The sequence below is a fragment of the Sulfurimonas paralvinellae genome, assembly GCF_014905135.1.
Lineage (GTDB): Bacteria > Campylobacterota > Campylobacteria > Campylobacterales > Sulfurimonadaceae > Sulfurimonas > Sulfurimonas paralvinellae.
Map to the genome: position 1 here is coordinate 1721044 of NZ_CP041406.1, position 26437 is coordinate 1747480.

Sequence of the window (26437 nt, forward strand, 5' to 3'; positions counted from 1 at the left end):
TTTACCACCCTATCTTTGCGGATCATCAATTACTTTTGATGACTCTTTATCTAATTTTGTAACCATAAACACGCCACCCTCTTCTTGATAAGATTCAACATGTCTCTCTTCGTCACCTGTGATCTCAGTACCTTTTGGCACTTCAAATCCAAGACGGGCAAAACGCTCAGAATCATATCTGTCAACTCTTGCAGTGTCACGAAGTTCAGGCCCGATGATATCACGTGCTTCTTTTCCGTAGATTTTATCTACTTCATACCATGCAGCGAATTCATCACCTTCTAGCGGATACGTTTTAAGAAGTGGATGTCCCTGCCAGTCGTACGGCATTAAAATACGTTTCATAAATGGATGTCCGTTTGCCTCAATACCAAACATATCGAACATCTCACGCTCTGACCAGTCTGCACTTCTAAAAAGCTTCTCGACAGAGTCTACTGCCTGACCGTTTTTAATGAAGTATTTTACACGGACACGTTTACGTTTTGTCATAGAAAGCATTTGGTAGAAGATCTCGAATGTATCATCTTTTGCCAGCCAGTCAATCGCTGAAAGTTCTGAAAGTTGTGTATATTCAAGTTCATCTCTCATCAACTCAAGCACACCGTAAATATCATGCGGGTTGATATAGATGACCATTTGCTCTACCTGAATGTAAGCATCTTTTACTTCAAACTTTTCTTTGATAGCTGCCAAATCTGCTGCAAATACTTCATCACAGTCTACATTTTCTTTAGGAACCTGCGGCGCGACATAAAATCTGTCTGTATAGTAGGCTTTTGCCTGTACATCGTCTTTAGGTGTATACGCTCTCATTACATTAACCTTTTTGCTTTTTGTGCATTACCGGCTTTGTTCGCACGGATCTTTTTCTGTAACAACATCACACCGTACTGCAGTGTCTCAGGACGTGGTGCACAACCAGGAAGATACAAGTCAACAGGAATGATTCTGTCACATCCCTGAACAGTTGCATATGTGTTGAACATTCCACCTGTATTCGCACATGAACCCATAGAGATAACCCATCTTGGCTCTGTCATTTGATCATAAAGACGCTTGATGAACTCTGCGTGTTTTTTCGTAAGTGTTCCGGCAACGATCATAACGTCAGCCTGACGAGGAGAAGCACGGAAGATAGTTCCATAACGGTCAAAGTCAAAACGAGATGCACCCGAGGCCATCATCTCAATACCACAACATGCAAGACCATATGTCAGTGCCCAAAGTGAGTTTGAACGTCCCCAGTTTACTATCTTGTCAATAGAAGTCAGCGCGACAGGAAGTCCACCGTCTTGTGTATAATTTACTTTATGTTGTGCCATTCTAGCGCTCCTTTTTTCCATGCATATACGAAACCAATTGCCAATAATACGATGAACATAATCATCTCAGCAAATCCAAACCAACCTAAAACTTTAAAGTCAACTGCCCATGGAAACATAAACACAATCTCAACATCAAAAAGTAAAAACAGAAGTGCGAACAGATAAAACTGTGGCGACAATCTATTTGGTTGTTTTGTGATTTCCGGTCCACATTCGTAAACAGAAAGTTTGATTTTTTCACTATCTTTTGCAGCTAATGCACGACTCGCCAAACGAGCGATAATTGTCGTTGTTATAAATGCACCGAATGTAATGACAAACAGTACGAATACCCCAAAATACGGATTCGCAGTATTGATATGATCCATATAACCTACCTTTTAAAATAAAAGCCATCTTTATGAAAAACATAGCTTTTTTCAATATTTGTCTTCTAACGCTTATCAACATCCCTTGTGAAAGGGTCTGTTGTATTTACATTTAGAAAAAACAGTTACTGCACTATATCAAAAAGAGTATTAAAAAAAGTTTTATAAGGAAGAAGTATTTAAAAATGTCACTTATTGCAACACGGCAATAAAAAAGAGAAAATGAAGTGTGTAGATTCGTAATCTACAGCACTCTATTTGTTAAGAAATCCCATCGATTTTTCACTGTCGAAATTGGCATCTTTCTCGCGACGAATCTCATCAATGAAATCCTCAAGCGCAAAGAGCGGCTCTTCTCGTACTGCCACTTTATAGGCAGTATTTTTGACTATAAGATTTATCTGACCGCCTGTTAAAGAGTACTCTGCAAGTTTTTTCACATCGAAGCCTTCTTCATACGGAGCACTTTTAGGAAGCATTTTGTTCCAGAGTTCAAGTCTTTGTTCTTTATTGGGTTTTTTAAACTCTATCTTGTAATTAAATCGGCGTGAAAACGCTTTGTCAATATTTTCAAGCAGGTTTGTCGTGGCTATAAGCATGCCCCGAAAATTCTCTATCTGCTCGAGAAAGATATTTTGCATCTGGTTATGCATCTGATCAGAGCCTGTGATGTTACCGGAACTTCTCGCACCTAAAAACTGGTCTGCTTCATTGAGTAACAGTATAGGCTCAGTTTTTGTCTTCTCACTCAGTTCATAAAAGGTGTCGAAAATCTTTCTGACATTCTTTTCACTCTCACCGACATACATGGAGAGAATCTTTGAACAGTCAAAAGCAAGCACCTGACGCTTCAAAGATTTTGCCAGTGAATAAGCCGTCATAGTTTTTCCTGTTCCCGCCGGACCATAGAAAATAATGCGCGCATCAATACCGCTTTTTTTATCTTTAATACCCCATTTTACAAGACGGTTCACCACCTCTTTGTCGACCTGACGCATCAAATTTTCCAATGTCTGACGCGTTTCATTATTGAGTACGACATCTTCAAGTGACGTTTCACTCTCGACAAGTTCAAAGATATCCTGTTCTTCAACAAGTGCATTGAGCTTCAAGCGTGTCACTTTTTTTGTCTTTTGTGGATGCATAATGCTCTGAAGCACATCATCAACGATATAAAAAGAGCGGCTGATACCACCAAAAGGGTTGAGCATCTCTTCATAGTCTATTATCCCGCTGCTAAGCAGATTTGAACCCTCTTCCAAAAGTGAACGGTTCTTGATACGCTCATACTCATCAGTCGAAATCAGATCAATCAGTGTATTCATCTCACGCAGACTCGCATCCGTCGCACTATACTCCTCACGCAAAAGCGCGATAAAAATCACCTGTTCATGATTATTCATCTTCTTTTGTTTAAAGAATTTATCGAGTACAAGACTTTCCGATGTCTGAGCGACTCTCTCTTCAATACGTTTTTCAAGATGTTTGAGTTTGTTTTGAAGTCTGTCAATTCCTAAAGAGTGCTCATGCACATTTTGACGGATGACAGACATCTTTTGGTACAACTCTATACGAAAGAACTGATCTTGAAGATACTCAAGATGATCGGCATACGGCTTAATATCCGGCAAATCAAGATCGAGTGTTCCATCTTGAAGCAGTTTTAAGAATGAAGGAGTAAGCCCCACTGCCGTGTTTAAAAGTTCAAGCGGTGTGACTTCCGAGATCTTCATCGGTGTGAAACTCTGCTGGTGCAGCCAGCCGAGTTCAAGCAGATTTTTCACCTCGATGAGATGATCGAGATGATCGTAATTCTTATCGCCGTAGAGATCTTGCAGCAGCGTAATGACGAGAACATCATCCTGCCCCTCAACATACTTTTTCGCGATAGTGCGCAGAATATTCGCTTCTGCCACACTTGTTTTTAGATGTATGAAAATATCACTCTTTGCTACATCTTGTGTATTTAAAAAATTAACTAATGTCTTCAAATATTTCCTTAAAATTTATAACCGAGACCTGCAGAGATGATCAAAATATCACCATCTGAAAATTCTCCGTTGAGACTTGTATTATGTACTTTTCTGCTTTTATGCATAGAATAAAGACCTGAAAGACCGACATCGATTTTATCATTGATTTTGTAACGTCCACCAAGTGAAACCGATGTTGTGTCTGTATCCGGAAGTTCAAAACCTACTGTTGCTTCAGGAGTTGGTGTTTCATCAATTACCAAACCTGCCATAACAGTTAAATCATTCAGCTCTTGTGTGAGACCAAAACGGAAAGTATTTGTATCTTTCCAATCTTTTGGAATTACTGTACCAAAAATAGCTTCAAGTACCGGACCTTGTGAACCATCATAATCAAAATCTAATTGATTATATGCAGACCACATTGTTCTCTCATATACCATTTCAAGAGTAGTCTTTGTTTCAAAAGTATATGCTGCTGCTATATTCCATGATGCAGGTAGAGGGACACTTACACTTGCTGAACCATCATACGTTGAACCACCAGCAAGACTTGTTGCCAATTTTGCATTACCTTCTACGCTCAAATCAACTTTTGAACGGTATGTAAGCCCTATTTCTAATTCTTTTGTTGGCTGATATGCCAAAGCAAGGTTATATCCAAAGTCCGTAGAATCACCTGTCATATCACGAGAAACTGTTCCTAGACCACCTAAAGCAGGAATATTTGTAATACCATTACTTTTAACAATACCACTAGTATTAACAATCCTAAATCCAACTGCAAAACCTAATTTATCATTAATTTTAAAGGCAGCCGTAGGATTGACTTCAACTATTTCTAGAGTAAACTCTTCTGCAGAAGTTCTTGCAGGTTCAGTTTTCCATTGCTTAGAAAGTCCACCAGGTGCTGTAATACTCACACCTACTCTTGCATTATTTTCACCTAATTTTGGTGAAACATAATGGAGTGTAGGAACAACAAAATCTTCTTTTTCAGAGTGTAAGTTTTGATTTGTCAAAGCACCAACACTTCCTTTATATTTTACTTTATCAAGCCCAATATAAGTCAAATCCACTTCAAGATTATTCTTGTCTTGCATAAAGACCATTTTTGCAGGGTTGTAGTACGCTGCATCCGCATTTTCATGATTGTGTGCAATGTTCGCTGCACCCAAAGCTACTGCATTTGTAGAAGTTTCGGGGATCTTGTATCCGCCTGCCATTAAAACCGAGCTTGCCACAAGTGACATCAAAGCAATTTTTTTCATTTTTCTTCCCTTTTTTTTTATTTTCTGCCAACGATATTACACTATTTATTCTCAAAAGAGTATAAAAGTTCTATTTCCTCTTTCCAGATCGTCTCATCGATCGTCTCTAAAATGAGCGGAATATCATTCATGCGTTCATCGTTCATAATGAACCTAAAAGCATCAAGCCCGATTTCGCCCTTTCCTAAAGAGTGATGTCTATCCACATGGCTGCCTAATGGCGGTTTGGAGTCATTAAGATGCATTCCCATTAAGTATTTAAAACCGACAATCTTGTCAAATTCACTCCATGTTGCATCATAAGCCTCACGTGTTCTTATGTCATAACCAGCCGTGAACATATGACAGGTGTCAATGCAGATACCAATACGGCTTTTATCTTCCACTTTGTCGATGATGTGAGCCAGATGCTCAAATCTCCAGCCAAGGTTGCTTCCCTGCCCTGCCGTATTTTCTATGACAGCGCTCACGCCGCTTGTCTTATCAAGTGCAATGTTGATGGATTCTGCTATAACATCAAGGCATTTGTCCTCTATTGGCTGCATCACTTCACGGTTTTCTTTGTCTTTTTTACTTACTTTTGCCAGATGGCTTCCGGGATGAAAATTGAGTCTGTCAAGCCCAAGTTGCGCACAACGCTCAAGTTCATCAATAAAAGCTGCACGTGATTTTTCAAGCTTCTCAACTTCGGGATGCCCGAGATTGATCAAGTAAGAATCATGCGGAAGAACATGTTTTGGAAGAATGCCGCTCTTTTGAAGATTCTCTTTAAACTTCTCTATGGTCTCACCATCAAGCGGCTTTGCAACCCACTGTCGCTGATTTTTTGTAAAAAGAGCAAAAGCTTTTGCCCCTATCTCCATAGCATTTAACGGTGCATTGTAAACACCGCCGCTTGCACTCACGTGAGCGCCTACAAATTTATTACTCATTGAACATCCTTGATTTTAAATAGTATGTGATTTTTTCTATCTTTAAAATAGATCTCTTTTGGAGTCACACGGTAACTTATCTCCACCTCTTGCGTGAGAATACGCTGCGTAAATCCAAAAGAACTCTTTTCAAAGTTGCTTCCGTTGAAAATCTTTCTGCCAAGCAATATGTTTTGCAGTATATTTTCAGGGTAAGCGCTACTAAGATACGCTTCGTTGAAACTCTTTTTTGAGATACATCCCTCATCGCTCACGCAGATAAGATGATTGATCTCAATTCTTTTAACAACCGTTCCTGCCATAAAGAGTTCCAACTGCAGAGCATCATCTGTGTTTCTGATATAACCAATATCTGAAAATCGAAATTTCTTTGTTTTTATGGTTACAATTTTAGTAGTCGTGTGCTCATAATTCTTGACACTGCATGCCGAAAAAAACAATAATGCAACTACTAAAAAATATTTCATTAGTCGTTTGGTAAAAATTTACCGCATTTTTTTTCAGCCGTTCCGCCGAAACTCTTTACTTCTACCGCTGTACCGTTTTTAACAATCGTTTGTCTTTTACAATCATCTTTTGCTATACATTCTTCATTTTTACATCCAATATTTTCTGCTACTTGTGCCATAATAATCTATCCTTATTTAAAAAAAGTTTTGAAATTATAGTAAAATATTTGCAATTTGTCATAAAAGTACCAAGCGTAAAAAAAATCTAATAAACTTTTAAAATGAAGATCCATATAGATATCGACTGCTTTTTTGTTTCTGCCGCTCGTATTGTTGACCCCTCACTTGAGCATAAGCCTGTCGTTATTGGCGGGAGAAGCGATACAAAAATATTCTCACGTGAGGCTAAAAATCAAACGGTCAATTTTGAGAATTCAGGAAGTTTTGTTCCCACATTTTATAAAGCATACGAAGCAAAGGATGATGATATAGCATCTTTTATGGAAAATGGCAGACTTCGAGGCATCTTGACAACAGCGAGCTATGAAGCTAGAGCCTTTGGTATCAAGACCGCTATGAGTCTGCGTGAGGCAAAAGAGCGATGCCCCGAGGTCATCATCAAAGCACCGAACATGACTTTATACCAAGAACTTTCGCACAAACTTCACGATTTTCTCGCACTGAAAATTCCGCTGATAGAACAGGCAAGCATTGATGAGTTCTACGGTGACTTAGAAGGCTGGATAGCAGATGAAGATGTAGCCGCATTCATCGATGCACTCCGCCATGAGATAAAAAAAGAACTGCAGCTGCCCGTCTCCATCGGTGCTGCCAAAACACGCTACATCGCCAAACTCGCCACTACGTATGCTAAGCCCTTTGGCTCCAAGATCATTACTCCTTGGGACTTTGATACGTTTATCAATCCTATCAAGGTTGAAAACTTTGCAGGTATCGGCCGCAGTATGCGCAAAAAACTTCACGATGCACAGATTCACACACTTGGAGAGCTGCGAAAACGCCGCGGTACACTGGAGTCATGGGGACCTTATGCAACAGAGCTTTATAAACGGGTCAACTGTGAAAGCGATACCCCAATTGAGACTAAACACAAAAGAAAATCCATCGGTATCTCACGCACTTTCGATCCTCTTTTTGATCGTAATGAGCTTCGCAGACGTGTTCATATTTTGGCACGACATCTCAGTTTTGCCATTTTAAAACTCGATGTCATTCCGACCGTTTTTCATCTGAGCATCCATTATGAGATGAATCAAAAATCACACATCAACATTTCACGCGCAGAGATATTTACCGAAAAGAAGTTTGATGCTTTATGCCTGGAGATGCTGCATCAAGCAGACAAACACAGAAGGCTGCAGGTCATTCGCTTAAGCATTAACTGCTCGAGCTTTACAAAACACTCACGCAAGGAGCTCTCTCTCATAGGTTTTGAAGATGAACAGAAAATGCACAACCTAAGTAAACAGGTACAAAAACTACGTGAGAAATATGGCATCGATACTATAAAATTCGGCAGCGAAATGTAAAAAATTCTCTAATCTATGTTACAATTATCTCCATGACAAATAGGAAACTTCTAGAGCAGTTTCGCTCTTTTTACTTTCAAAACTATCCTGACGATATGGAGACGCAGATCTCCTACTTTGCTGTCTTTGGCGGACTTGATTGGGATATTGACACAACAAAGCCCATCTCGGAGCTCATTCAAACACTCATTTTAGACAACTTTGAAGCCATCGATGCAAAGATGCGTGAGCTTACACTCAATGAAACCATTAACAGAAAACTACTCAAAGCACTTGCAACCGGAGACAGACGCATATTTTCAGCTTTTAACAAAGCGGGGCTGAACAACGGAAACGGCGGAGCGGCACTCAACTATCTACAGGAAAAAGGGTTGATCCAACTCGAATACTCACGCGAAGAGCATCCACGTGAGAAATACCCAAAGACAAAACTCAAACGCGAAGAGGCACGCCACCGTATCTCTCATAAAGTTCTCTTTACACATCCCTTCATCCGTTTTTGGTTCTATTTTATCATACCGCATATAAAAGAGATAGAAACAAAAAAATATGATGCTTTTTTAAAGGATTTTGAACTACGCCACAACAGTTACACCAGTCTAGTGTATGAAGAGCTCTCAGAGGTACTGCTGAACTACAATCTGCGTGATGCAAACATTATGAGTTCGGGGAGTTACTGGGATGCCAATCTTGAGATAGATATACTGACACTGACACAAAACGGGCGCATCTATGTCGGCGAATGCAAATGGACAAACCATAAGGTCAATAAAAAAGAGCTGCACAAGATAAATGACAAGTGTAAAAAACTTGGAATCGAACCGACACAGATAGTTTTTTTCTCGAAACGGGGATTTTCAAATGAACTTAAACAGCTGCAGGGAACTTCACTCGCACTCTACAGCAGTGAAGATTTTGAAGCACTTGTCAAAACAAGGCCAAAAGGGAAACTCTATCCGTTAATTACCCGCAATGCCTCATAAGCCTCACGCAGGAGTTGAAACTTCTGTGTATAGTGCTGTACCATATGGGGTGCTTCATGGATGATCTTATCGGGATGATATACTTTCGTCAATTTTTTATAGCTTTTTTTCAAGGCATCCTGACTCGCTCCGACAGGACATTCCAAAATCGTATAGAACTCTTTTTTCTCTTCAAGTTCATCCGCTTTGGCCAAATCACCAAAAGAGAAGTTTGCAAAATCAGAGTAAAGTTTTGACATAAAATGATTGTCATAGGTATATTGAATCTGATAGTGCAGAATATGCCGCTTGTTCAGTGCTTTTTCAAGTCTTGCTTTGGCTTTATAGGCACTCACATCTATCACCATCGAGATGTCAGTCCCGCGTTCTACATAGACCTCGAGCTGTGAACGGAGATAGTTCGTCACCCATGCATTCGGAGAGTCCAAAGAGATAAGTACCGTATTTTTATCATAGGCATAAAGATGCACTTTTATGATCTCCGGTTCTTCCATCTTGTCGAGTTCTATCTTAATAGGCTGTGTGCCGTACTTTAACATAGAACGAAGAAAAAACTCATGATTGAAATCATGAGTGCGTGCATGAAATTTACTCAATTTTCGTATAAATTCTTCACGTACGTCTTTTAATGTTTCATTGCGAAAAACAAGGACAGCCTTAGGTAAAAAGAGCATACCTCTTGTGTGTTGATTTAAGAACTCTTTCATCCACTGGGAATTTAAAGTTTCAAATCCGGTTGTGATGAGAATAAGGTTATTACGTAAAACAATATCCATCTACACTGCCTTTTACACATTATTTATTATTAGTATAGCAAAAAAAGTTCCACTTATGAAGAAAACTATTCTTGATAATTAAGATAGCTTTGAGATTATTTATAGATATTTTGAGTATAATTGCATTATTATTTTACTACCCCTTTTAAGGATAAAATTTGCGCGAAAATATGAATGAAAAATGTGCTGTTGTCGGTATTTTTGGTCACGAAGAAGCTTCCAAGTTAGCTTACTTTTCTCTTCACTCACTGCAGCATCGTGGGCAAGAGGCTGCAGGGATAAGCTCTGCTGACGGCCACAAGGTCCATACTATTAAAGATCGTGGACTTGTGATGAAGGTCTTCAATGAAGAGAATCTAAAGACACTCAAAGGCTCTGCAGCTGTAGGTCACACCCGCTATTCGACTGCAGGCGACGACTCCATTTTAGATGCCCAGCCGGTATTTGCACGCTATGACCTTGGTGAAATGGCAATAGTACATAACGGAAACCTGACAAACGCCGAAGAAGTACGTAACGCTCTTATTGAAAAAGGTGCTATTTTTCAAACCTTTATGGACACGGAAAATCTTATCCACCTTATTGCAAAAAGCATGAAAGAGCATCTGCTTGACAGAATCATCGATGCCGTTCAAAGAATAGAAGGGGCATTTTCTTTGGTATTTTTAAGCCGGACAAAAATGTTTGCAATGCGTGACAGATTTGGATTTCGTCCACTCAGTCTCGGTCGTCTTCCAAACGGTGGCTACATCGTAGCAAGTGAAACTTGTGCTTTTGACTTGGTCGGTGCAACATTCATTCGTGATGTCGAACCGGGTGAACTTCTTGTTTTCGAAGAGGGAAAAGCACCACAAAGTATCAAAATTTACGAGCCACAGCCAAAACACTGTATCTTTGAGTATGTTTACTTCGCACGTCCCGACTCTTCGGTTTTTGGTCAGTCTGTCTATGAAACACGTAAAAACATGGGAAAAGAGCTCGCGCGCATCGAGCCTGTTGAAGCCGATTTAGTTGTCCCTGTTCCAGACGGCGGTGTTCCGGCAGCTATCGGATATGCCCAAGAGAGCAAGATCCCTTATGAGATGGGAATAATGCGAAACCACTACATCGGCCGCACATTCATCGAGCCGACACAAGAGATGCGTGACCTGAAAGTAAAGATGAAACTCTCTCCGATGACAGACATCATCAAAGGCAAACGCGTCATTGTTGTTGATGACTCCATTGTCCGTGGTACAACATCAAAACGTATCATCCGTATGCTTAAAGAGGCAGGAGCTTCTGAAGTGCATATGCGAATCTCATCTCCACCAACAACAGATCCATGTTACTATGGTGTTGATACTCCGGATAAAGACAAACTCATCGCCGCAAATATGAGCACACAAGAGATCTGTGAATTTATAGAAGCGGATTCTCTCGCTTATCTTGATGAAGCATCTCTGCTTAGAAGTGTCAATGCAACAGATGAGAGCTACTGTACTGCTTGTTTTACAGGTAAATACATCGTTTAATGAAGCAAATCTATACATATGGCAGCTACCTGCGTGAGAAGTTTGGTGCCAAAGTTTACAAAGTCGGCATCAACATCTCCGGTTTCACCTGTCCAAATATCGACGGGACTGTAGCAAAAGGCGGCTGTACTTTTTGTGAAAACGACTCATTTTCGGCAAGTACGGATGAAGTTCAAGAGCTCAAAGGTTTTCACCTTAATCTTGATTCAACAGAAAATCCTTTCTTACAAAAGCAGCTGCTGCAACTGCAGCAACAGTTCGATGCCATTTCCAAACGACAAAAAAATGAGTATGGTGCCCAAAAATTTCTCGTCTATTTTCAATCATTTACAAACACCTATGCTCCCTTTGAGACACTCAAAGCACTCTATGAAAAAGCACTCTCTTTTGATGATGTCATCGGTCTTAGCATCGGTACACGCTCAGACAGTATCACCGATGAAACACTTACATACCTCAGTGATATTGCAAAAACAAAAGAGATCTGGATAGAGTTCGGCATACAGTCGGTATATGACAAGACATTACAAAGGATCAACAGAGGCCACGACAGTGCCAATGTCAAAGAATGGATAATGAAGTCCAAAGATGCCGGATTGAATGTTTGCGGTCATCTGATCTTCGGTCTTCCCGATGAAACGCAGGAGATGATGCTTGAAACTGCAAAAGAGGCTTATAACTGGAGAATTGATTCTGTCAAGTATCATCCACTTTACGTCGTAAAACGTACCGCTCTTGCCAATGAATATACTCGTGGAGAGTTTAAGCCTATCAGCGAAGAACTCTACATCGATACACTTATAAAAGCTTTACAGATGAAACCCGAAAATGTAAGTGTGCAAAGAATAACAGCGGGGATCAATGATGATTCTCTCTTAGCGCCGCAGTGGTGTCGAGATAAAAATGAGCAGATCAAACACATCAATCATGCGTTCAAAAAGATAGGTCTCAAATACTAAAAGAGTCTCACTCTGCTAATGTCCCCAAACTTTTGCAAATTGTGCCGTAGAGCTAAAATAAGGCGGATAGTCGAAATAGACTCGAAAGCGTTTTGATTCTCCAGGTTTAAGATTTTTTGCTACGATGAACTCTTTTTCAATTGTCTGCGGCTTGTTAGACATTCCCAGACCGCTAGAGAAAAATGACATAATTCCATTTGGTTTATAGAAATTACCGCCTTTTACATTTCCCGTTGCATGCCCTTTATTTACCAGTTTAATATCAAAGGTCACTTTCCCTATAGGATAGTTTCCGACATTGGTGACAATACCCGTATAGATGATTTTTTCTGTACTTAAAAGACGTTTGTTCTGCATTTTACTGAGTGTGACTTTCTTTGTATATTTATCAACTACAAAAACGGAAAAGACTGCTAAAAAGGCACTGATGAGAGCAGTTGAAAAGAGCATGGAGTACTTCATTTTATCGTCTTTTTGTTGCAGTGATGCAGCGACACCACCTATAAAGATAAGCAGAATGACCCCAAGTACCAGATAGTGCCAAATATTAAAGAGTATCATTTACAATTCGCTCCCAGTGAAATATTGTAATCTCGTTTATATGTAAAAGGTTCGACAATAATTTTAAATTCTTTTGTCTGCCCTTTTTTGATATCTTCTTCAACTATCGACATCTTAGCAAAAGGCTTTAATCTATATATGTAATTCTTATATTTATTTGCTGTCACTTTATAGACATTTGCGGTAATCTTGCAGGATTTAAAATCAAACTTCGAATCATTGGTAATAGTGCCTTTAACGACAACTGCCTGAGAAAAATTGAGTTTTTTCTGTGAGACAAGCTCTGTATGATTTTTAAAAAGAAATTTATGCATCTGCATGTAACCGAGTGTCGGTCCGAGTAAAAACACAGCAAAGGCAAGCAGTACAAAAAAGATAGCCAAAGTCAGCTTTCTTCGTAACAAAACCGCCAAGATGATAAAAAGTACAAAAAGCGCGATAACAGAACCAAAAAGAATGTAATCATAAGGTATGAGCCCATCTATAAAGTTCTGCAGCTTTATCTTCATAGAAATCTTTTACGCTTCTCTTGAATTTTTTTCAGCAATACCGCTTATACCAAAACGGCGTGCAAGTTCTTGTTTGATTCTATCCGGTGAGATATTCTTAGAAGCAAGAGCAACAAGCATATGGTAGGTAAGATCTGCTGCTTCATAGACCATTTCAGCTTCATCATCATCTTTATGTGCAAAACAGTACTCACCGGCTTCTTCCACGACTTTTTTCAAAATCGTATTTTCACCTTTTGAGAGTAGTTTCGCAGTCCATGATGTCTCAGGATCCGCACTCTTTCTCTCTTGAATCGTATGGTAAAGTGTATCTATCACACCGTAAGTATTATTGAGATTCACTTCAACCTCACTCTCTACTTCCCCACTCTCAAGCTCCGTAAAAAAACATGATCTGCGTCCTGTATGGCACGCTACACCGTTTTGCTTCACCTTAATGAGCAGTGTGTCATTATCACAGTCGATATTAAACGACTTTATCTCTTGTGTATGTCCGCTGCTCTCACCTTTTTTCCAGATACGTTGTTTTGAACGGGAAAAATAGTGCGCGATTTTTGTTTTGAGAGAAAGCTCTAATGCTTCACGATCCATATAAGCCATCATCAACACTTCATTTGTCTCAGCATCCTGAACAATGACAGGGAGAAGATCCTGCTTCTGCCAGTCGACTCTATTTAAAACTTCATCCATCTCTATTTCGCCGTCGTTCTTTGCTTCGCGTTTTTCATATCTACCCATATATTTGGAGTAGAACCGCCAGGTGTTAAGAAGATCTTCGCATCTTTATTCTCACGCAATGCGTCATTGAACTTGTTCTGAACTTTCATCTGCTCTAACTGCAACAGTTTCGGTGTCAAAGATTTCGCTATTGCAATGTTTGCTGCTGCATTTGCTTTGGCTTCTATTGTGATGGCATCTGCTTTACCTTGCGCTTCGATTCTCGCTTTTTGTGCAATACCCTGTGCTTCTGCCGCTTTTTTGAGAGCCTCTTGTTTTGCACGCTGCACTTCCTGCTCAGCACGCTGCACTTCTTGTTTTGCTATCTGAACACGTTCAATCTGATCTTTTACTTTTTGCGGTAGAATGATGTCACGAAGCTGAATAGACTGTAAAATTACTGGTTTGTTCTTCAATCCGTCAACACTTTTGCGAATCCCCTCTTCTATCTCGGTAGCAACTTTATTTCTGATAGTCGGCAGTGACTCAGCATCATATTTACCAATGACATTACGAACAATATCACGCACAACAGGGTTGATTATCTTATCTTCCCAGCTAAATCCCCAGTTAGAGATCGTTTGTGCTGCAAACTGAGCATTAAGTCTATACTGCACCGTCAATTCGATTGAAACAGGAAGACCGCGTTTATCTAAAACAGTTACTGCAGGTTTTGTAATGATCCCAGAATTTGTTCTCATACTTACCTCATTGCGTGAGACATAGTTGATGATACGCACTTTTGTATCAACCGTATAAACCTTTTGAATGATAGGAATGATAAAATGCAGTCCCGGTAATAGTGCCTGATCCTGATACTTTCCGTTTGTGCTTAAAATACCGCGCTCACCCTCTTCAATGATGGTAAATGGTTTTGCCAATACTAAAACAACGACAACAGCGACTAAAAAGTACATTAGTGCCGCTTTACCACCGCCGAAGTTGAAGTTCATATTTGGCATCTGTGGACCATTTGATCCCCCGTTACTACCTGAGTTCGACTGTTTAAAACCGCCGCCCTCGCTCTTTTTTTTGTTAAAATAATCGTTCATATCTGAAGCCATTAATATATTATCCTCTTTTTTCATTGCATTTTCTGCTTATAATTCATCAACATACGTTAAGTAATGCTCATATTTTTTGTTTCTTCCAAAGACGATATCGAAATACGAACTTTGGATAATAGCCGTTATCTCACCGCGTGAGCCTATCCCTATCTCTCTTGCATCAACCACAGCAATAGGTGTGATCTCTGCAGCCGTTCCTGTTAAGAACGCTTCATCTGCCACATAGACTTCTTCACGTGTGATACGGCGGCGTGTTACTGTGTAACCCATATCTTCTGCCATCTCAATGACCATTTTTTGTGTGATTGAAGCCAATGCATTATCACTAGGCGGCGTGATGATCTCACCGTCTTTTATCATAAAGAATGCCGCACCGCTCGCTTCTGCCACATACCCCTGATCGTCAAGCAGAAGTGCTTCATCGTAACCGCAGTCAATAGCTTCATATTTTGCCATTTGCGAGTTGAGATAGTTTGCCGTTGCTTTTGCTTTCCCCATATTTGAAGTATTTGCAGGACGTGTCATAGATACAATTTTGAGTCTAATACCTTTACGCATTCCCTCTTCACCAAGGTAAGCACCCCACTCCCATGCAGCAACAGCCGTTTCAACAGGAGCATCTTTATGGTACAGACCCATTACACCGTAACCCAAAAATGAGAAAGGACGAAGATAGACATTATCGCCGGTAAATTCATTTTTACGCACAAGTTCTATCTGTGCAAGATTGAGTTCCTCAACTGTGTAAGGAATGTTAATGAGTGTCATCTTTGCAGACTCTTTGAGTCTTTTTGTGTGATCGTTCAAGCGGAATATTGCATAGCCTCTGTCTGTTTTATAGGCTTTCGTACCCTCGATAACACCATTTCCATAGTGAATAGTATGCGTGAGCACATGCACTTTCGCATCGTCCCATGCTACAAATTTTCCATTCATCCAAATATATTTGGCTGCGTCCATAAATTCTCCAAGCTGTTGATATTTTATAATTGTTGCTATTTTATCTAAAATGGTATTTACATTGTATTAAGGAGTATAAGGATTAAAGGTATTTAATCATAAAGCCCTTTAGAGAGGGCTTTATCTGATTAAACAATAAGGGGAAATGAAATTTTAAAATTTGCGTTTATGTTAGAATTTTACTTCTGCTGTTAGCATATAGTCTACACCATTATAACTATCGGCACCTTGCGTCGTATCAGTCAATGGAAGAATACCTTTATCATAATCTTTTACAGTTGCATTGGCTACCCATTCAACATTTCTGTTTTGTTTCCATGCTGCACCAATGATATAAGATTTTTTATCATATTCTTTATCTCCATCATTAGCTTCAGGTGTCCAAAAATCATATCTTGCAAGTAATTTATACTCTTTTTCTTCACCCATACGAAATTCAGTATTCACAGACCAGCCTTTACCCGCTTTACTTGATGCAATACCGCCTACTTTATTAACATGAGAATCTAAATATTGCGCTGCAACTAGGAAGTTTGGTTGGTTATAAACAGTATGTAAACCGTAAAAGTTCATATCTTCTGATGATCCATTTACAGTTAAATGTTCTTGATTTAATTGACCATAAAATGATGCATCGAAATATGTTTTACTTTCTTGCTTATCTTTTCCACTGACACCTAGTAAGTGAGCAGTAGTTCTCCATTCAAAGCTCATTCCGTTATCACGTTGATATTTATGATATCCTTCACCATTGAAAATACCGATATCTGCCTCAAAGTATTTTGTTCTCGTTTTTGTCATAATACCAAAATCAGCTGAATTTGAAAGATCACCCGCTCTTTTTGTCTCAACGAGAACTTTTGAAATGCTTCTGTAGTACCAAGAGTTATGCTCTTCATAATCATGCCAAGGACGGTGAGCTAAACCAATTTCAACGCCTGTTGCAGGAAGAATATTATTTAGGTAAAGATATGCATATTTTGCACGAACTTTTTCATCACCAGTAACATCTTTAGATACATCGAATGTTATACGATAGTATGATTTTGGATCATCTAACAGGTATGCTTTTAATTGGAAATAAGCACGACGGATTTCAAATTGTGAATCACTAGATTTTTCTGTAACATCATCACCCAACTTGTCGTAATCATTATATTTATAGCCAATGTAAGTCAAACCAGAAAATTTCAGTTTATCAGCTTTTGAAAATACTGATGTCGGAGTTTCAATAAGAGTACGTCCTTCAGCAGGTTTCGTAAAAACTTGACCATTTTCGTCTTGGTATAATTTAGTAACGCCTGCATTTGCAGCAACTGTGCCTAGAGTTAAAGCAGCTAAAGCTGATAAAACGATTTTTTTCATTTGTGAATTCCTTTTGTTTTTCGTTTGTTCGGCGAAAGTATAAAATAGGAAGGTTACATAATGATTACAAGAATACAACTGTTTTGTAATCTTCTTGTAATCTTCTTTTTCTATTATTGCACTATCAATTTACAAAGGAGAGCTAAAAAGTTATGACAAACAACAAAAATAAAATACTTAGTATTGCACTGATTGTTTTTTCTTTATTTCTTTTTACTGCTCCTATTGTAGATACGATTTGTTTTGATGCAGGCAGTGAAAAAGTTTTAGACTTTGACAACGAGACAGAGCCAGAATATGATGATGATAAAAAAGAGGCTACTTTTTTGAACACTTATTCATTTTATAATCTTTTTACATCTAACGAAAAACCTCTCTATCACGTATGCTTCCATAGCCATCATAACAATTCATCTTTATTAAAACCGCCCATACTCCACTCTTAATCACTCACTATTTCATTATATTGTAAAGTTTGAACGCCTGAATATTGTTTTTTATCTGTTTGTTCAATATTTTCGAATTCTATCTCCAGAAGTTCAACTTTACAATATATAAATTCAATTTTATATCTATTACAAACAAAAGAAAAAAGGACTTCACAATGAAAAAAATCGTTTTATCAGCTTTAGCTGCTTGCACTATGACAACAACAATCAATGCAGAAACGACTACAAAGGTATCCAATACAGATACAGAAAAAAAATTTCTGGATAGATTCCATTTCAAAGGTGATTTAAGATTACGATATGAAAGCAAAGAAACCGACTACAGAGACGCAACTGACACTACGAACAAATACACATATCATAATAGATATAGATTACGACTGGTAGGAGCCATAGATTTAACTGACAAATTGACATTCGATATCGGTATGCGAAGTGGTTATGGAAATCCAACTTCCGGTAATCAGACATTTTTAGACGATAAAGCCTTAAGTGACTATTTCTGGCAATCTCTGAGATTCAATATTTTAGATATTGCTTATAAAGATGGAGACAATACAGTAAAAGTCGGAAGACATCCATATATGGTATACAGACCGATCAAGTCTCAGCTTATTTGGGATAACGACATCTCATTCAACGGTGTAAGTTATAACTATGAAAATGATTCTCGCATCATCAACGCAGGTATCAATCAACCAACATACGCAGAAAGAGTCAACGCAAAAGATAGTGTCAATCTTTATTTTGCGCAATATGTAGAGAAAATAAAATTAGAAAACTCTCAATTGAATTTAGGCGCTTCTCTTTATTATTACGATGGTTTAAAAGGCAATACTGCTATGTATTATCCTGAAAAAGGCGGTAAAAAAATGGGCAATACTTTTGTAACAGATGCATCCGGAGTGGATGTATATAAAAATGATTTTCATATTGTAGAAGCGTTTGGAGAGTTCAAGCTCAAAGATATCTTTGGTAAACCGCTCGCACTTGCCGCCAGTATGGCATATAATGCTGCAGCCAGTGATAAGAACTTCGGATATGATCTTGCAGTAAAAATAGGTAAAGCAAAACATGTTCATGATTGGCAACTGAAATATTCTTATACTGACATTCAAGAAGATGCTGTCCTTGGAGATCATAGTGATTCTGACAACTTTGGCGGTGGTACTGCTGCAAGAGGACATGCGATCAGAGCAAAATACAAGTTTGGCAAAAACACCTATCTTGCAGGAACATTCTTTTTCGATACACTTTATGGAAATAGAAATGGTTCTACTAAGCCGGCAGCGGACTATGAACGTGTCCAGTTGGATGCCATCATCAAATTTTAATATGAAAGATTACTGTAATCAATCTGTAACCAAACTGTTTTATACTTTCACAACTTAAAATTTAAAAGGTGTAACAAATGACAAAAGTAATCAAACTTGCTCTTGCAACTTCAGTTTTAGCCGGCAGTCTTATGGCTAACGACGTTCTGAACGGTAGTGGTGCTTCATTTCCATACAGTGTTTACAATGCATGGACAAAGGCATACTATAAAACTACGGGGAACAAAGTAAACTATATCTCAAAAGGTTCTTCTAAAGGAATCAAAGATGCAAAAGCTCGTGCAGTTGATTTTGCAGGAACTGACAAACCTTTAAGCCCGAAAGTTTTGAAGAAAAACGGTCTTTACCAATTTCCTGGTGTTGTCGGTGCGATTACAATGGGTTACAACCTTCCGGGTGTTGACAATCTTAAACTAAGCCGTGCAGCTATCGTTGCCATCTCTGAGGGGAAAGTCGCTTATTGGGATGATGCTGTTATTACTTCAACGAATAAAGGCCTTAAACTACCACATAAACCAGTTACATTCGTTCACCGTGCAGACGGTTCAGGAACTACCTTTAACTACACATATTTTCTTTCAAAAGTATCAAAAGAGTGGAGACACACATACGGTGCAAAAAAATCACTTAACTGGCCGGGACATCAACACATCGGTGGAAACAAGAACACAGGTGTTGCAAGTCTTATCAAACAAACACCATTCTCTGTTGGTTACATTGACTATGCTGATGCAAAACACAACGACATCGTGATGGCTTCAGTTGAAAACAAAGCTGGAAAATTTATCAAACCCTCCCTTAAAGCATTCCAAGCAGCAGCAGCAAAAGCTGATCTTAATCCTAAAAAAGATTTCTACTCTGTAATCGCTGATCCTAAAGGTGCGGATTCTTATCCGATCGTTGCTGCAACATTTGTTCTTGTACCGAAAGAAAAACCGGCGACAGATAAAAAAGTTACAGCTTTTTATGACTGGGCTTATAAAAATGGTCAAGATATCGCAAAAGGTTTAGGTTTTGTTCCACTACCGGACTCTTTAACTGATAAAATCAGAAAATACTGGGAAGCAAAAGGGATTAAATAATCCCTTTGTAATCTATTTTTACTATAATATCACCATTATACTGACTGGAAATTTATATGGAAAAACTCTTTCAAAAGATCTCATTTACCAGTGCCTCTTTGGTACTCGCACTGTTACTTGGAATTTTTGTAACTCTCTTTTTACAGGCAAAACCAGCGATTGATGAATTTGGCTTCAATTTTATTGTAGATAAACGATGGAATCAGGAAGTACCTCTCACGCAGACTGGCAACCTCACGCAAGACACAACTACAGTCGTACAAACACCGGAAGCTGCAGAAGATGATGATATGATCGCTGATGAAGACGATATGATCCTTGATGAAGATGACGAAGATGAAACAGCCACAAAAACAGTTTATGGTGGTCTGGTTCCAATTCTCGGAACGATTTTCTCAACACTCATCGCCCTTGCTTTCGCACTGCCTATCGCCATGGGAATCGCTGTCTTTTTAGCAGAGATGGCTTCGAAAAATGTTGCCAAATATGTTGGTATAGCCATTGAGCTTTTGGCCGCTATTCCGAGTATTATCTTTGGAATGTGGGGACTGTACTATTTTGCTCCTATCATCTCCGATATATTCGGTGGTTTTCAGGTATCACTTCTTACGGCCGGTCTTGTACTTGGTGTTATGATTCTGCCGTTTATGGCAGCCATTACCCGTGACTCGATGAACACTACACCGGATGTTTTAAAAGAGTCAGCCTATGCACTTGGAGCGACAAAGTTTGAGGTCGTCAAAGATGTCATCTTTCCATTCTCAAAAGTTGGTATCATCGGTTCCATCATTTTGGCTTTGGGTCGCGCGCTTGGTGAGACAATGGCCGTTGCATTTCTTATCGGTGCGGTTTACTCCATTCCCGAAAAGATCACCGATCCTACTATTTCCATTCCTGTCGCGATGGCACTTAACTTTGGTGAAGCAAGCGGTCTTGGTGAAAATGCACTCTTTTATCTCGGACTTATTCTCTTTATCTTGAGCTTTGCATTTATCGCTTTTGCAAAATTCTATTTCCTAAAAAGGAGCAGAGTATGAGACTTTTAATAAACAAGATATTCCTCTCTCTTTCTATCCTTTCCGCACTTATCGGTTTGGCTTTTTTAGGTTGGATTTTAGTAACGATCTTCATTCACGGCATCAGTTCTCTACACCTGAGCCTCTTTTTAAACGACCTCGTTGACGGCGGACTTCGTAACCTTATCATAGGACAACTGGTTCTAGCAGGTTTAGCAGGTGCTATCGGTATACCGCTTGGAATGCTTGCCGGTATCTATACACGTGAGTATGGTCATGGAAAATATGCCGAAATCATCAGAGACCTCAGTGATATCATGATGTCTGCGCCTTCCATTGTCATCGGTGCTTTTGTATACGCTTTTGCCGTTGCACCGTTTGGCGGTGCGAACGGATTTGCCGGTGTCATTGCACTCTCCATTATGATGATCCCGATTATCATCAATACAACCGATTCTATGCTCTCCCTTGTTCCAAAAGAGCTGCGTGAGGCCGGTGTAGCACTGGGGGCATCACGTTACAGAGTCATTTTGGATATTGTCATCAAAGCTGCGAAAGTGGGAATCATGACGGGTGTTTTGCTTGCATTTGCAAGAATAGCAGGAGAGACGGCACCGCTGCTCTTTACTTCTGAGACAAGCAACTACTTCTCGCTCGATCTTACTTCAAGTTTTCCATCGTTGACAGTAAGTATCTATAACCTTGCAAACGAACCGCAGGAATCAAGTCGTGACCTTGCATGGGCAGCGTCATTCATACTTACTATGCTTGTACTCATCATCAATCTCAGTGGTAGATATATCACAAGAAACAAAAAATAAGGATAACTTTTATGAATGTAATGAAAATAAAAAAATTCTCTTTTACCTATGCCGGTGTTGACCACCCGTCACTTAGAAATATCACTCTGCCGATAGAACAAAATAAGATCACGGCACTTATCGGTCCAAGCGGATGTGGTAAATCGACACTGCTTCGCTCTATGAACCGTATCCATGATCTCTATCCGGGTAACAAATATGACGGGAAGATCGATCTTTTAGACGAAGAGACAGGAAAATATAAGAATATCCTTAATATAAAAAAAGAGAATGAGTTTATTGAACTGCGTCAAAAAGTCGGTATGATCTTTCAAAAACCGACACCGTTTCCAATGAGCATCTTTGACAATGTCGCCTATGGTCTCAAAATTGCCGGCATCAAAAACAAAAGCGAGCTTGCAGACCGTGTTGAAGCTTCTCTCAAAGGCTCAGCACTATGGAAAGAGGTGTCAGACAGACTCGACAAGTCAGCTATGGGACTCTCAGGTGGACAGCAGCAGCGTCTCTGCATTGCACGCGCCGTTGCCGTAAAACCGGAAGTCCTGCTCTTTGATGAACCGACATCAGCGCTTGACCCGATCTCTACGGGAGCTATCGAAGAGTTGATAGTCGAGCTTAAAAAAGAGGTCAGTATTGCCATTGTTACGCATAATATGCAGCAGGCAAGCCGCATCAGCGACTATACAGCTTTTATGTATCTTGGCGATTTAATAGAGTTTGATAAAACAGAAAACATCTTCTTGAATCCAAAAGAGAAACAGACAGAAGATTATATTACAGGGAGATTTGGATAATGTTACCAACTTTTAAAGAAGACTTAGACAACGTACAGCAGAAGATTACAGACCTTGGCAACGGCCTTGTCAAAGCCAATGAGCTTATACTAGAAGCTCTCAAAGACTGCGACAGCAAAAAGTTCAGCAAAGCGAGAGAGAACATCAAGAACGTAACGTCAAAAACAGATGAGATTGACAACAAGATCATAAAGATATTGGCTCTTTACACACCTGAGGCAAGAGATCTTCGCCGTGTTGTCGGTTATCTGAAGATCACCAACGAGATTGCAAGAGCCTGTTCAAATACACGCAGTTTTATTCGTGGCTTTACAGATGTATGTAACGACCTTGATGTTGAGACTATCAATGAATATGCCCTGCCAATGCAGACATCTACCGTTAATGCCATCAAAACAACCATTGCCATGATGGCTATTCAAGATCCCGACGAGCTGCGTGAGATGTATGACGAAGTTATCATTGATGAGAACAAAGCCGACGATCTCTATGAAATGATAGAGAGAAAACTGGTCGCAGAAGCGGAAAGTTGTAAAACTTCTTTTGAAAAGTATCATAGAATGCTCAGAGCACTCAGAAAAAGTGAGAAGATCGCTTCACGTGCCTTTGCCGTTGCCAGCCTGCTTTTATACATCAGCGTTGGTGGATCCCTCCACAACTAGAAGGAGTTGAGAGTGTTGAAATTTCATCAGATTGTCTTACGAAAGTTTTTAACACTCTTTGTTTTACTCTTTGCTATCGTAGGCGGTATTGTCTATTACTGGACCTATGAATTTTACATACAATCTACAAAAAATGCTTTAGTAGAAGACACCAAACTTCTCTCTCTGCAAATCAACAATACGACAGACTTCGACAAACTTGTAAAACTCGTTCGAAAAAATCTCAATCTTCGCATGACCGTTGTCCGTGATGACGGCACTATCCTTGCCGAATCAGACAAAGATAAAAAAACAATGGACAACCATAGATACCGTGATGAGATTGTTCAAGCAAGAGAAAACGGGATCGGGTTTAAAATACGCCATTCCAACACTGTGAACAAAGATCTTCTCTATGTAGCAAGAAAAATTGTTCTCGATGATAAGATCATCTATCTTCGTCTCGCCAAAGAAGCTGAAGGTATCCAGGCAGAAATTCTGTATCTTGGTCTCAAGATATTAGCTGTCATCATTCTCTTTTTTATTGCCGTCTTTATGGCATCGTATAAATTAAATACAGAGATACAGTATGAAACCAATAAAATAGTCGATTTTTTAAAATCTCTGGTAAAACAGAAAAAATCCACCTATATCAGCTCCGAATACTCTCAGGAATTTGCCTACATTACAAAACTGCTTACAAAGATAGCACAGATCATCGTTAAAAAAGAGAAAAAGAAATCCAAATACACAGAAAAGCTCCAGCTTGCAAACAGCCAAAAAGATGATATCATCTCAGCCATCTCTCATGAGTTTAAAAACCCCATAGCAGTTGTCAACGGCTACTCGCAGACACTTTTGGATGATGAGAACATAAACCCCAATATCCGTAAAAAGTTTCTTGAAAAAATTCACAAAAACGGAACAAAACTCTCAGCCCTTATAGATACGCTCCGCCTCTCTATCAAACTCGATTCTAAACAGCAAAAGATCACAAAAACAGAGGTTAACCTCTTTGATTTGGTAAGTGATTGTGTTGATACGATCAAACCAAATTACCATAACAGAGAAACGATCATAGAAGGCGACAAAGATCTGAGAATTGCTGTTGATGAAGGGTTGTTCGACATTGTACTGTGTAATCTTATTGAAAACGCCTATAAATATTCAGAAGATGAAGTGCATATACGAATCACTCCTGATTCTCTTGAAATCATTGACAGCGGTGTGGGAATAAAACCCAAAGATATTGACAAAATTACAGAAAAATTCTACAGAGCCAATACAAACAAATGGAACAATTCTCTAGGACTCGGGCTCTTTTTAGCGAACAATATCATCAAACTCCACAATTTCACCCTTGAGATAGAAAGTGAAATTAACAAAGGCTCTGTTTTTAGAGTGAAGTTTTAAAGAATAGACATCTGTTACTGTAATAATTTGAAACATATCCTCTTTGTGCATATTTTTTAATCATAATTACATCAAAGATTACAGATTATTGAGATATACTATTACCAGATAAAATTCAGGAGAAAATTAATGGGAAAATTCGTTAATAACATAGAAGAGTTCTTTACATTTTGTAATGAAAATGACGTTCAATTCGTAGATTTAAGATTTAGTGACATCAAAGGTGCATGGCATCACCTTTCATACCGCTACTCTGCAGTAAATGCAGAAATTTTGGAAAATGGTTTTCCATTTGACGGTTCTTCAGTAGAAGCTTGGCAGCCAATCAACCAATCAGATATGATTTTAAAAGCAGACATTGGTACGGCATTTTTAGATCCGTTCACTGCTGATCCGACTGTTATTCTTATCTGTGATGTTTATGACATCTACAAAAATGACCTTTATGAGAGATGTCCTCGTTCTATCGCTAAAAAAGCACTCAAACATGCTGAAGAGATCGGGATTGCAGATGCTGCATACTTTGGACCTGAAAATGAGTTCTTTATCTTTGATGATGTGAAATTTGTTGACAATATCAATGAAGCAGGTTACAAAGTAGATACTGAAGAGGGTGAGTGGAACTCAAATACTGAGTACCCGGATATGTACAATACCGGACACCGTCCTGGTACAAAAGGCGGTTACTTCCCGGTTGCGCCTACTGATTCAACTGTAGATATGCGTGCAGAAATGATGCAGGTACTTGAACAAGTCGGTCTTGAAGTTGTTCTTGGTCACCACGAAGTTGCTCAAGGTCAGGGTGAAATCGGAATCGTTTTCGGTGATATCATCACTGCCGGTGACAATGTTCAAAAATACAAATATGTTGTAAAAATGATCGCACACCTTAACGGAAAAACAGCTACATTCATGCCGAAACCGCTCTACGGTGACAATGGAAACGGTATGCACGTTCACCAATCACTATGGAAAAACGGTAAAAACCTTTTCTATAAAGAAGGAAACTACGGAAACTTAAGTGAAATGGCACTGAACTATGCTGGTGGTATTTTCAAACATGCTGCCGCAGTTGCTGCGTTTACTAACCCATCAACAAACTCATACAAACGTCTTCTTCCTGGTTTTGAAGCACCAAGTATTCTTACTTACTCTTCTCAAAACCGTTCAGCTGCATGTCGTATTCCATACGGTGCAGGTGAGAAAGCGACTCGTATCGAGATGCGTTTTCCAGATTCATCTTCTTGTCCATACCTTGCGTTTGCAGTTATGATGATGGCTGGACTTGATGGTATCAAAAACTCTACTATTCCTGTTGGACCAATGGATGAAGATCTTTTTGAACTTTCTCTTGATGAAATTCGTGAGAAAAAAATTCCTCAAATGCCACATACATTACGTGAAGCGCTTGAAGGTCTTATTGCAGATAATGAATTCTTAAAACCTGTATTTACAGATGAGTTCATCAATGCATACCAACACTATAGATTTGAAAGAGATGTATGGCCTGATGAAGGTCGTCCGACTGCTTACGAATTCAAAACTACATACCAGTGCTAGTTCTTTCTCCCTTTTTGGGAGAGAAAACTCACAAATAATAAAAAT

28 protein-coding genes are annotated in these 26437 nt (G+C 39.2%); 13 read left to right on the forward strand and 15 right to left on the reverse strand.

The window, feature by feature from the left end; all coding sequences use genetic code 11:
• Nucleotides 1–9: 9 nt before the first annotated feature.
• From FM071_RS08835 to FM071_RS08870, 8 genes are all read right to left on the reverse strand, one after another.
• On the reverse strand, nt 10–816 hold the full coding sequence (locus tag FM071_RS08835; protein WP_193110636.1) for an NADH-quinone oxidoreductase subunit C: 807 nt from the start codon (nt 814–816) through the stop codon (nt 10–12).
• Nucleotides 816–1325 (reverse strand): NuoB/complex I 20 kDa subunit family protein, encoded by a 510-nt coding sequence (locus FM071_RS08840; protein ID WP_193110637.1) that lies wholly within the window; start codon nt 1323–1325, stop codon nt 816–818. Before FM071_RS08840 ends, FM071_RS08835 begins: the two co-directional genes overlap by 1 nt.
• Complete coding sequence (locus FM071_RS08845; RefSeq protein WP_193110638.1) at nt 1307–1696, reverse strand: NAD(P)H-quinone oxidoreductase subunit 3; 390 nt, start codon at nt 1694–1696, stop codon at nt 1307–1309. Before FM071_RS08845 ends, FM071_RS08840 begins: the two co-directional genes overlap by 19 nt.
• A gap of 254 nt (nt 1697–1950) precedes the next feature.
• Nucleotides 1951–3687: an ATP-binding protein gene (locus tag FM071_RS08850; RefSeq protein ID WP_193110639.1), complete on the reverse strand. Its 1737-nt coding sequence runs from the start codon at nt 3685–3687 to the stop codon at nt 1951–1953.
• A gap of 8 nt (nt 3688–3695) precedes the next feature.
• On the reverse strand, nt 3696–4940 hold the full coding sequence (locus FM071_RS08855; protein ID WP_193110640.1) for an OmpP1/FadL family transporter: 1245 nt from the start codon (nt 4938–4940) through the stop codon (nt 3696–3698).
• Between the two features lie 41 nt (nt 4941–4981).
• Nucleotides 4982–5872 (reverse strand): deoxyribonuclease IV, encoded by an 891-nt coding sequence (gene nfo, locus FM071_RS08860; RefSeq protein ID WP_193110641.1) that lies wholly within the window; start codon nt 5870–5872, stop codon nt 4982–4984.
• Entirely contained in the window at nt 5869–6339 is a 471-nt protein-coding gene (locus tag FM071_RS08865; RefSeq protein WP_193110642.1) for a hypothetical protein, read from the reverse strand. The genes nfo and FM071_RS08865 overlap by 4 nt, the downstream gene beginning before the upstream one ends.
• Complete coding sequence (locus tag FM071_RS08870; RefSeq protein WP_193110643.1) at nt 6339–6500, reverse strand: hypothetical protein; 162 nt, start codon at nt 6498–6500, stop codon at nt 6339–6341. The genes FM071_RS08865 and FM071_RS08870 overlap by 1 nt, the downstream gene beginning before the upstream one ends.
• 102 nt (nt 6501–6602) lie before the next feature.
• Between FM071_RS08870 and FM071_RS08875 the strand changes: the two genes are divergently transcribed.
• Together FM071_RS08875 and FM071_RS08880 are read left to right on the forward strand one after the other, a co-directional pair.
• Nucleotides 6603–7871, forward strand: coding sequence for a Y-family DNA polymerase (locus FM071_RS08875; protein ID WP_193110644.1), 1269 nt, complete (start codon nt 6603–6605; stop codon nt 7869–7871).
• A gap of 32 nt (nt 7872–7903) precedes the next feature.
• Nucleotides 7904–8854, forward strand: coding sequence for a DUF234 domain-containing protein (locus FM071_RS08880; protein ID WP_193110645.1), 951 nt, complete (start codon nt 7904–7906; stop codon nt 8852–8854).
• On the opposite strand, the gene FM071_RS08885 is transcribed toward FM071_RS08880, so the two are convergent.
• Nucleotides 8824–9630: a J domain-containing protein gene (locus FM071_RS08885; protein ID WP_193110646.1), complete on the reverse strand. Its 807-nt coding sequence runs from the start codon at nt 9628–9630 to the stop codon at nt 8824–8826. The genes FM071_RS08880 and FM071_RS08885 overlap by 31 nt on opposite strands.
• Nucleotides 9631–9788: 158 nt before the next feature.
• Between FM071_RS08885 and purF the strand changes: the two genes are divergently transcribed.
• Nucleotides 9789–11144 (forward strand): amidophosphoribosyltransferase, encoded by a 1356-nt coding sequence (gene purF, locus FM071_RS08890; protein WP_193110647.1) that lies wholly within the window; start codon nt 9789–9791, stop codon nt 11142–11144.
• Nucleotides 11144–12103 carry a tRNA modification radical SAM protein MnmL/YtqA gene (mnmL, locus tag FM071_RS08895; RefSeq protein WP_193110648.1) on the forward strand — a complete coding sequence of 320 codons (960 nt, stop codon included), beginning with the start codon at nt 11144–11146 and terminating at the stop codon, nt 12101–12103. Before purF ends, mnmL begins: the two co-directional genes overlap by 1 nt.
• A gap of 15 nt (nt 12104–12118) precedes the next feature.
• Here mnmL and FM071_RS08900 read toward each other — a convergent pair whose 3' ends face one another.
• From FM071_RS08900 to FM071_RS08925, 6 genes are all read right to left on the reverse strand, one after another.
• Nucleotides 12119–12664: a DUF2393 family protein gene (locus FM071_RS08900; protein ID WP_193110649.1), complete on the reverse strand. Its 546-nt coding sequence runs from the start codon at nt 12662–12664 to the stop codon at nt 12119–12121.
• Complete coding sequence (locus tag FM071_RS08905; RefSeq protein ID WP_193110650.1) at nt 12661–13173, reverse strand: DUF2393 domain-containing protein; 513 nt, start codon at nt 13171–13173, stop codon at nt 12661–12663. Before FM071_RS08905 ends, FM071_RS08900 begins: the two co-directional genes overlap by 4 nt.
• A 9-nt stretch (nt 13174–13182) precedes the next feature.
• Entirely contained in the window at nt 13183–13863 is a 681-nt protein-coding gene (gene hisIE, locus FM071_RS08910) for a bifunctional phosphoribosyl-AMP cyclohydrolase/phosphoribosyl-ATP diphosphatase HisIE (protein ID WP_193112067.1), read from the reverse strand.
• 2 nt (nt 13864–13865) lie between these two features.
• A complete protein-coding gene (locus FM071_RS08915) occupies nt 13866–14954 on the reverse strand; it encodes a prohibitin family protein (RefSeq protein ID WP_193112068.1) in 1089 nt (362 codons plus the stop codon).
• 36 nt (nt 14955–14990) lie between these two features.
• Nucleotides 14991–15917, reverse strand: a complete 927-nt coding sequence (locus FM071_RS08920) for a branched-chain amino acid transaminase (protein WP_193110651.1) — start codon at nt 15915–15917, stop codon at nt 14991–14993.
• Between the two features lie 171 nt (nt 15918–16088).
• A complete protein-coding gene (locus FM071_RS08925; RefSeq protein ID WP_193110652.1) occupies nt 16089–17282 on the reverse strand; it encodes a hypothetical protein in 1194 nt (397 codons plus the stop codon).
• 152 nt (nt 17283–17434) lie between these two features.
• On the opposite strand from FM071_RS08925, the gene FM071_RS08930 reads away from it, so the two are divergent.
• The 9 genes from FM071_RS08930 (at nt 17435) to glnA (ending at nt 26392) form a co-directional block, all read left to right on the forward strand.
• A complete protein-coding gene (locus FM071_RS08930) occupies nt 17435–17728 on the forward strand; it encodes a hypothetical protein (protein WP_193110653.1) in 294 nt (97 codons plus the stop codon).
• 158 nt (nt 17729–17886) lie between these two features.
• The gene (locus FM071_RS08935; RefSeq protein ID WP_193110654.1) at nt 17887–19065 is read left to right on the forward strand and encodes a putative porin; all 1179 of its coding nucleotides are present in this window, start codon (nt 17887–17889) and stop codon (nt 19063–19065) included.
• 77 nt (nt 19066–19142) lie between these two features.
• Nucleotides 19143–20147 (forward strand): phosphate ABC transporter substrate-binding protein PstS, encoded by a 1005-nt coding sequence (gene pstS / locus FM071_RS08940; protein WP_193110655.1) that lies wholly within the window; start codon nt 19143–19145, stop codon nt 20145–20147.
• 56 nt (nt 20148–20203) lie between these two features.
• Nucleotides 20204–21184: a phosphate ABC transporter permease subunit PstC gene (gene pstC / locus FM071_RS08945; protein ID WP_193110656.1), complete on the forward strand. Its 981-nt coding sequence runs from the start codon at nt 20204–20206 to the stop codon at nt 21182–21184.
• Entirely contained in the window at nt 21181–21984 is an 804-nt protein-coding gene (pstA, locus tag FM071_RS08950) for a phosphate ABC transporter permease PstA (RefSeq protein ID WP_193110657.1), read from the forward strand. Before pstC ends, pstA begins: the two co-directional genes overlap by 4 nt.
• An 11-nt stretch (nt 21985–21995) precedes the next feature.
• Nucleotides 21996–22778: a phosphate ABC transporter ATP-binding protein PstB gene (gene pstB / locus FM071_RS08955; protein ID WP_193110658.1), complete on the forward strand. Its 783-nt coding sequence runs from the start codon at nt 21996–21998 to the stop codon at nt 22776–22778.
• Nucleotides 22778–23440: a phosphate signaling complex PhoU family protein gene (locus FM071_RS08960; protein ID WP_193110659.1), complete on the forward strand. Its 663-nt coding sequence runs from the start codon at nt 22778–22780 to the stop codon at nt 23438–23440. Before pstB ends, FM071_RS08960 begins: the two co-directional genes overlap by 1 nt.
• Before the next feature lie 12 nt (nt 23441–23452).
• Nucleotides 23453–24832: a sensor histidine kinase gene (locus FM071_RS08965; protein WP_193110660.1), complete on the forward strand. Its 1380-nt coding sequence runs from the start codon at nt 23453–23455 to the stop codon at nt 24830–24832.
• Between the two features lie 129 nt (nt 24833–24961).
• Nucleotides 24962–26392 carry a type I glutamate--ammonia ligase gene (gene glnA, locus FM071_RS08970; protein ID WP_193110661.1) on the forward strand — a complete coding sequence of 477 codons (1431 nt, stop codon included), beginning with the start codon at nt 24962–24964 and terminating at the stop codon, nt 26390–26392.
• Nucleotides 26393–26437: the final 45 nt, after the last annotated feature.

Coding starts and splice junctions, on each gene's coding strand:
- FM071_RS08835 (WP_193110636.1), bottom strand. CDS start 816: ATGAGAGCGTATACACCTAAAGACGATGTACAGGCAAAAGCCTACTAT.
- FM071_RS08840 (WP_193110637.1), bottom strand. CDS start 1,325: ATGGCACAACATAAAGTAAATTATACACAAGACGGTGGACTTCCTGTC.
- FM071_RS08845 (WP_193110638.1), bottom strand. CDS start 1,696: ATGGATCATATCAATACTGCGAATCCGTATTTTGGGGTATTCGTACTG.
- FM071_RS08855 (WP_193110640.1), bottom strand. CDS start 4,940: ATGAAAAAAATTGCTTTGATGTCACTTGTGGCAAGCTCGGTTTTAATG.
- nfo (WP_193110641.1), bottom strand. CDS start 5,872: ATGAGTAATAAATTTGTAGGCGCTCACGTGAGTGCAAGCGGCGGTGTT.
- FM071_RS08865 (WP_193110642.1), bottom strand. CDS start 6,339: ATGAAATATTTTTTAGTAGTTGCATTATTGTTTTTTTCGGCATGCAGT.
- FM071_RS08870 (WP_193110643.1), bottom strand. CDS start 6,500: ATGGCACAAGTAGCAGAAAATATTGGATGTAAAAATGAAGAATGTATA.
- FM071_RS08875 (WP_193110644.1), top strand. CDS start 6,603: ATGAAGATCCATATAGATATCGACTGCTTTTTTGTTTCTGCCGCTCGT.
- FM071_RS08880 (WP_193110645.1), top strand. CDS start 7,904: ATGACAAATAGGAAACTTCTAGAGCAGTTTCGCTCTTTTTACTTTCAA.
- FM071_RS08885 (WP_193110646.1), bottom strand. CDS start 9,630: ATGGATATTGTTTTACGTAATAACCTTATTCTCATCACAACCGGATTT.
- mnmL (WP_193110648.1), top strand. CDS start 11,144: ATGAAGCAAATCTATACATATGGCAGCTACCTGCGTGAGAAGTTTGGT.
- FM071_RS08900 (WP_193110649.1), bottom strand. CDS start 12,664: ATGATACTCTTTAATATTTGGCACTATCTGGTACTTGGGGTCATTCTG.
- FM071_RS08905 (WP_193110650.1), bottom strand. CDS start 13,173: ATGAAGATAAAGCTGCAGAACTTTATAGATGGGCTCATACCTTATGAT.
- hisIE (WP_193112067.1), bottom strand. CDS start 13,863: ATGGATGAAGTTTTAAATAGAGTCGACTGGCAGAAGCAGGATCTTCTC.
- FM071_RS08915 (WP_193112068.1), bottom strand. CDS start 14,954: ATGGCTTCAGATATGAACGATTATTTTAACAAAAAAAAGAGCGAGGGC.
- FM071_RS08920 (WP_193110651.1), bottom strand. CDS start 15,917: ATGGACGCAGCCAAATATATTTGGATGAATGGAAAATTTGTAGCATGG.
- FM071_RS08925 (WP_193110652.1), bottom strand. CDS start 17,282: ATGAAAAAAATCGTTTTATCAGCTTTAGCTGCTTTAACTCTAGGCACA.
- FM071_RS08930 (WP_193110653.1), top strand. CDS start 17,435: ATGACAAACAACAAAAATAAAATACTTAGTATTGCACTGATTGTTTTT.
- FM071_RS08935 (WP_193110654.1), top strand. CDS start 17,887: ATGAAAAAAATCGTTTTATCAGCTTTAGCTGCTTGCACTATGACAACA.
- pstS (WP_193110655.1), top strand. CDS start 19,143: ATGACAAAAGTAATCAAACTTGCTCTTGCAACTTCAGTTTTAGCCGGC.
- pstC (WP_193110656.1), top strand. CDS start 20,204: ATGGAAAAACTCTTTCAAAAGATCTCATTTACCAGTGCCTCTTTGGTA.
- pstA (WP_193110657.1), top strand. CDS start 21,181: ATGAGACTTTTAATAAACAAGATATTCCTCTCTCTTTCTATCCTTTCC.
- pstB (WP_193110658.1), top strand. CDS start 21,996: ATGAATGTAATGAAAATAAAAAAATTCTCTTTTACCTATGCCGGTGTT.
- FM071_RS08960 (WP_193110659.1), top strand. CDS start 22,778: ATGTTACCAACTTTTAAAGAAGACTTAGACAACGTACAGCAGAAGATT.
- glnA (WP_193110661.1), top strand. CDS start 24,962: ATGGGAAAATTCGTTAATAACATAGAAGAGTTCTTTACATTTTGTAAT.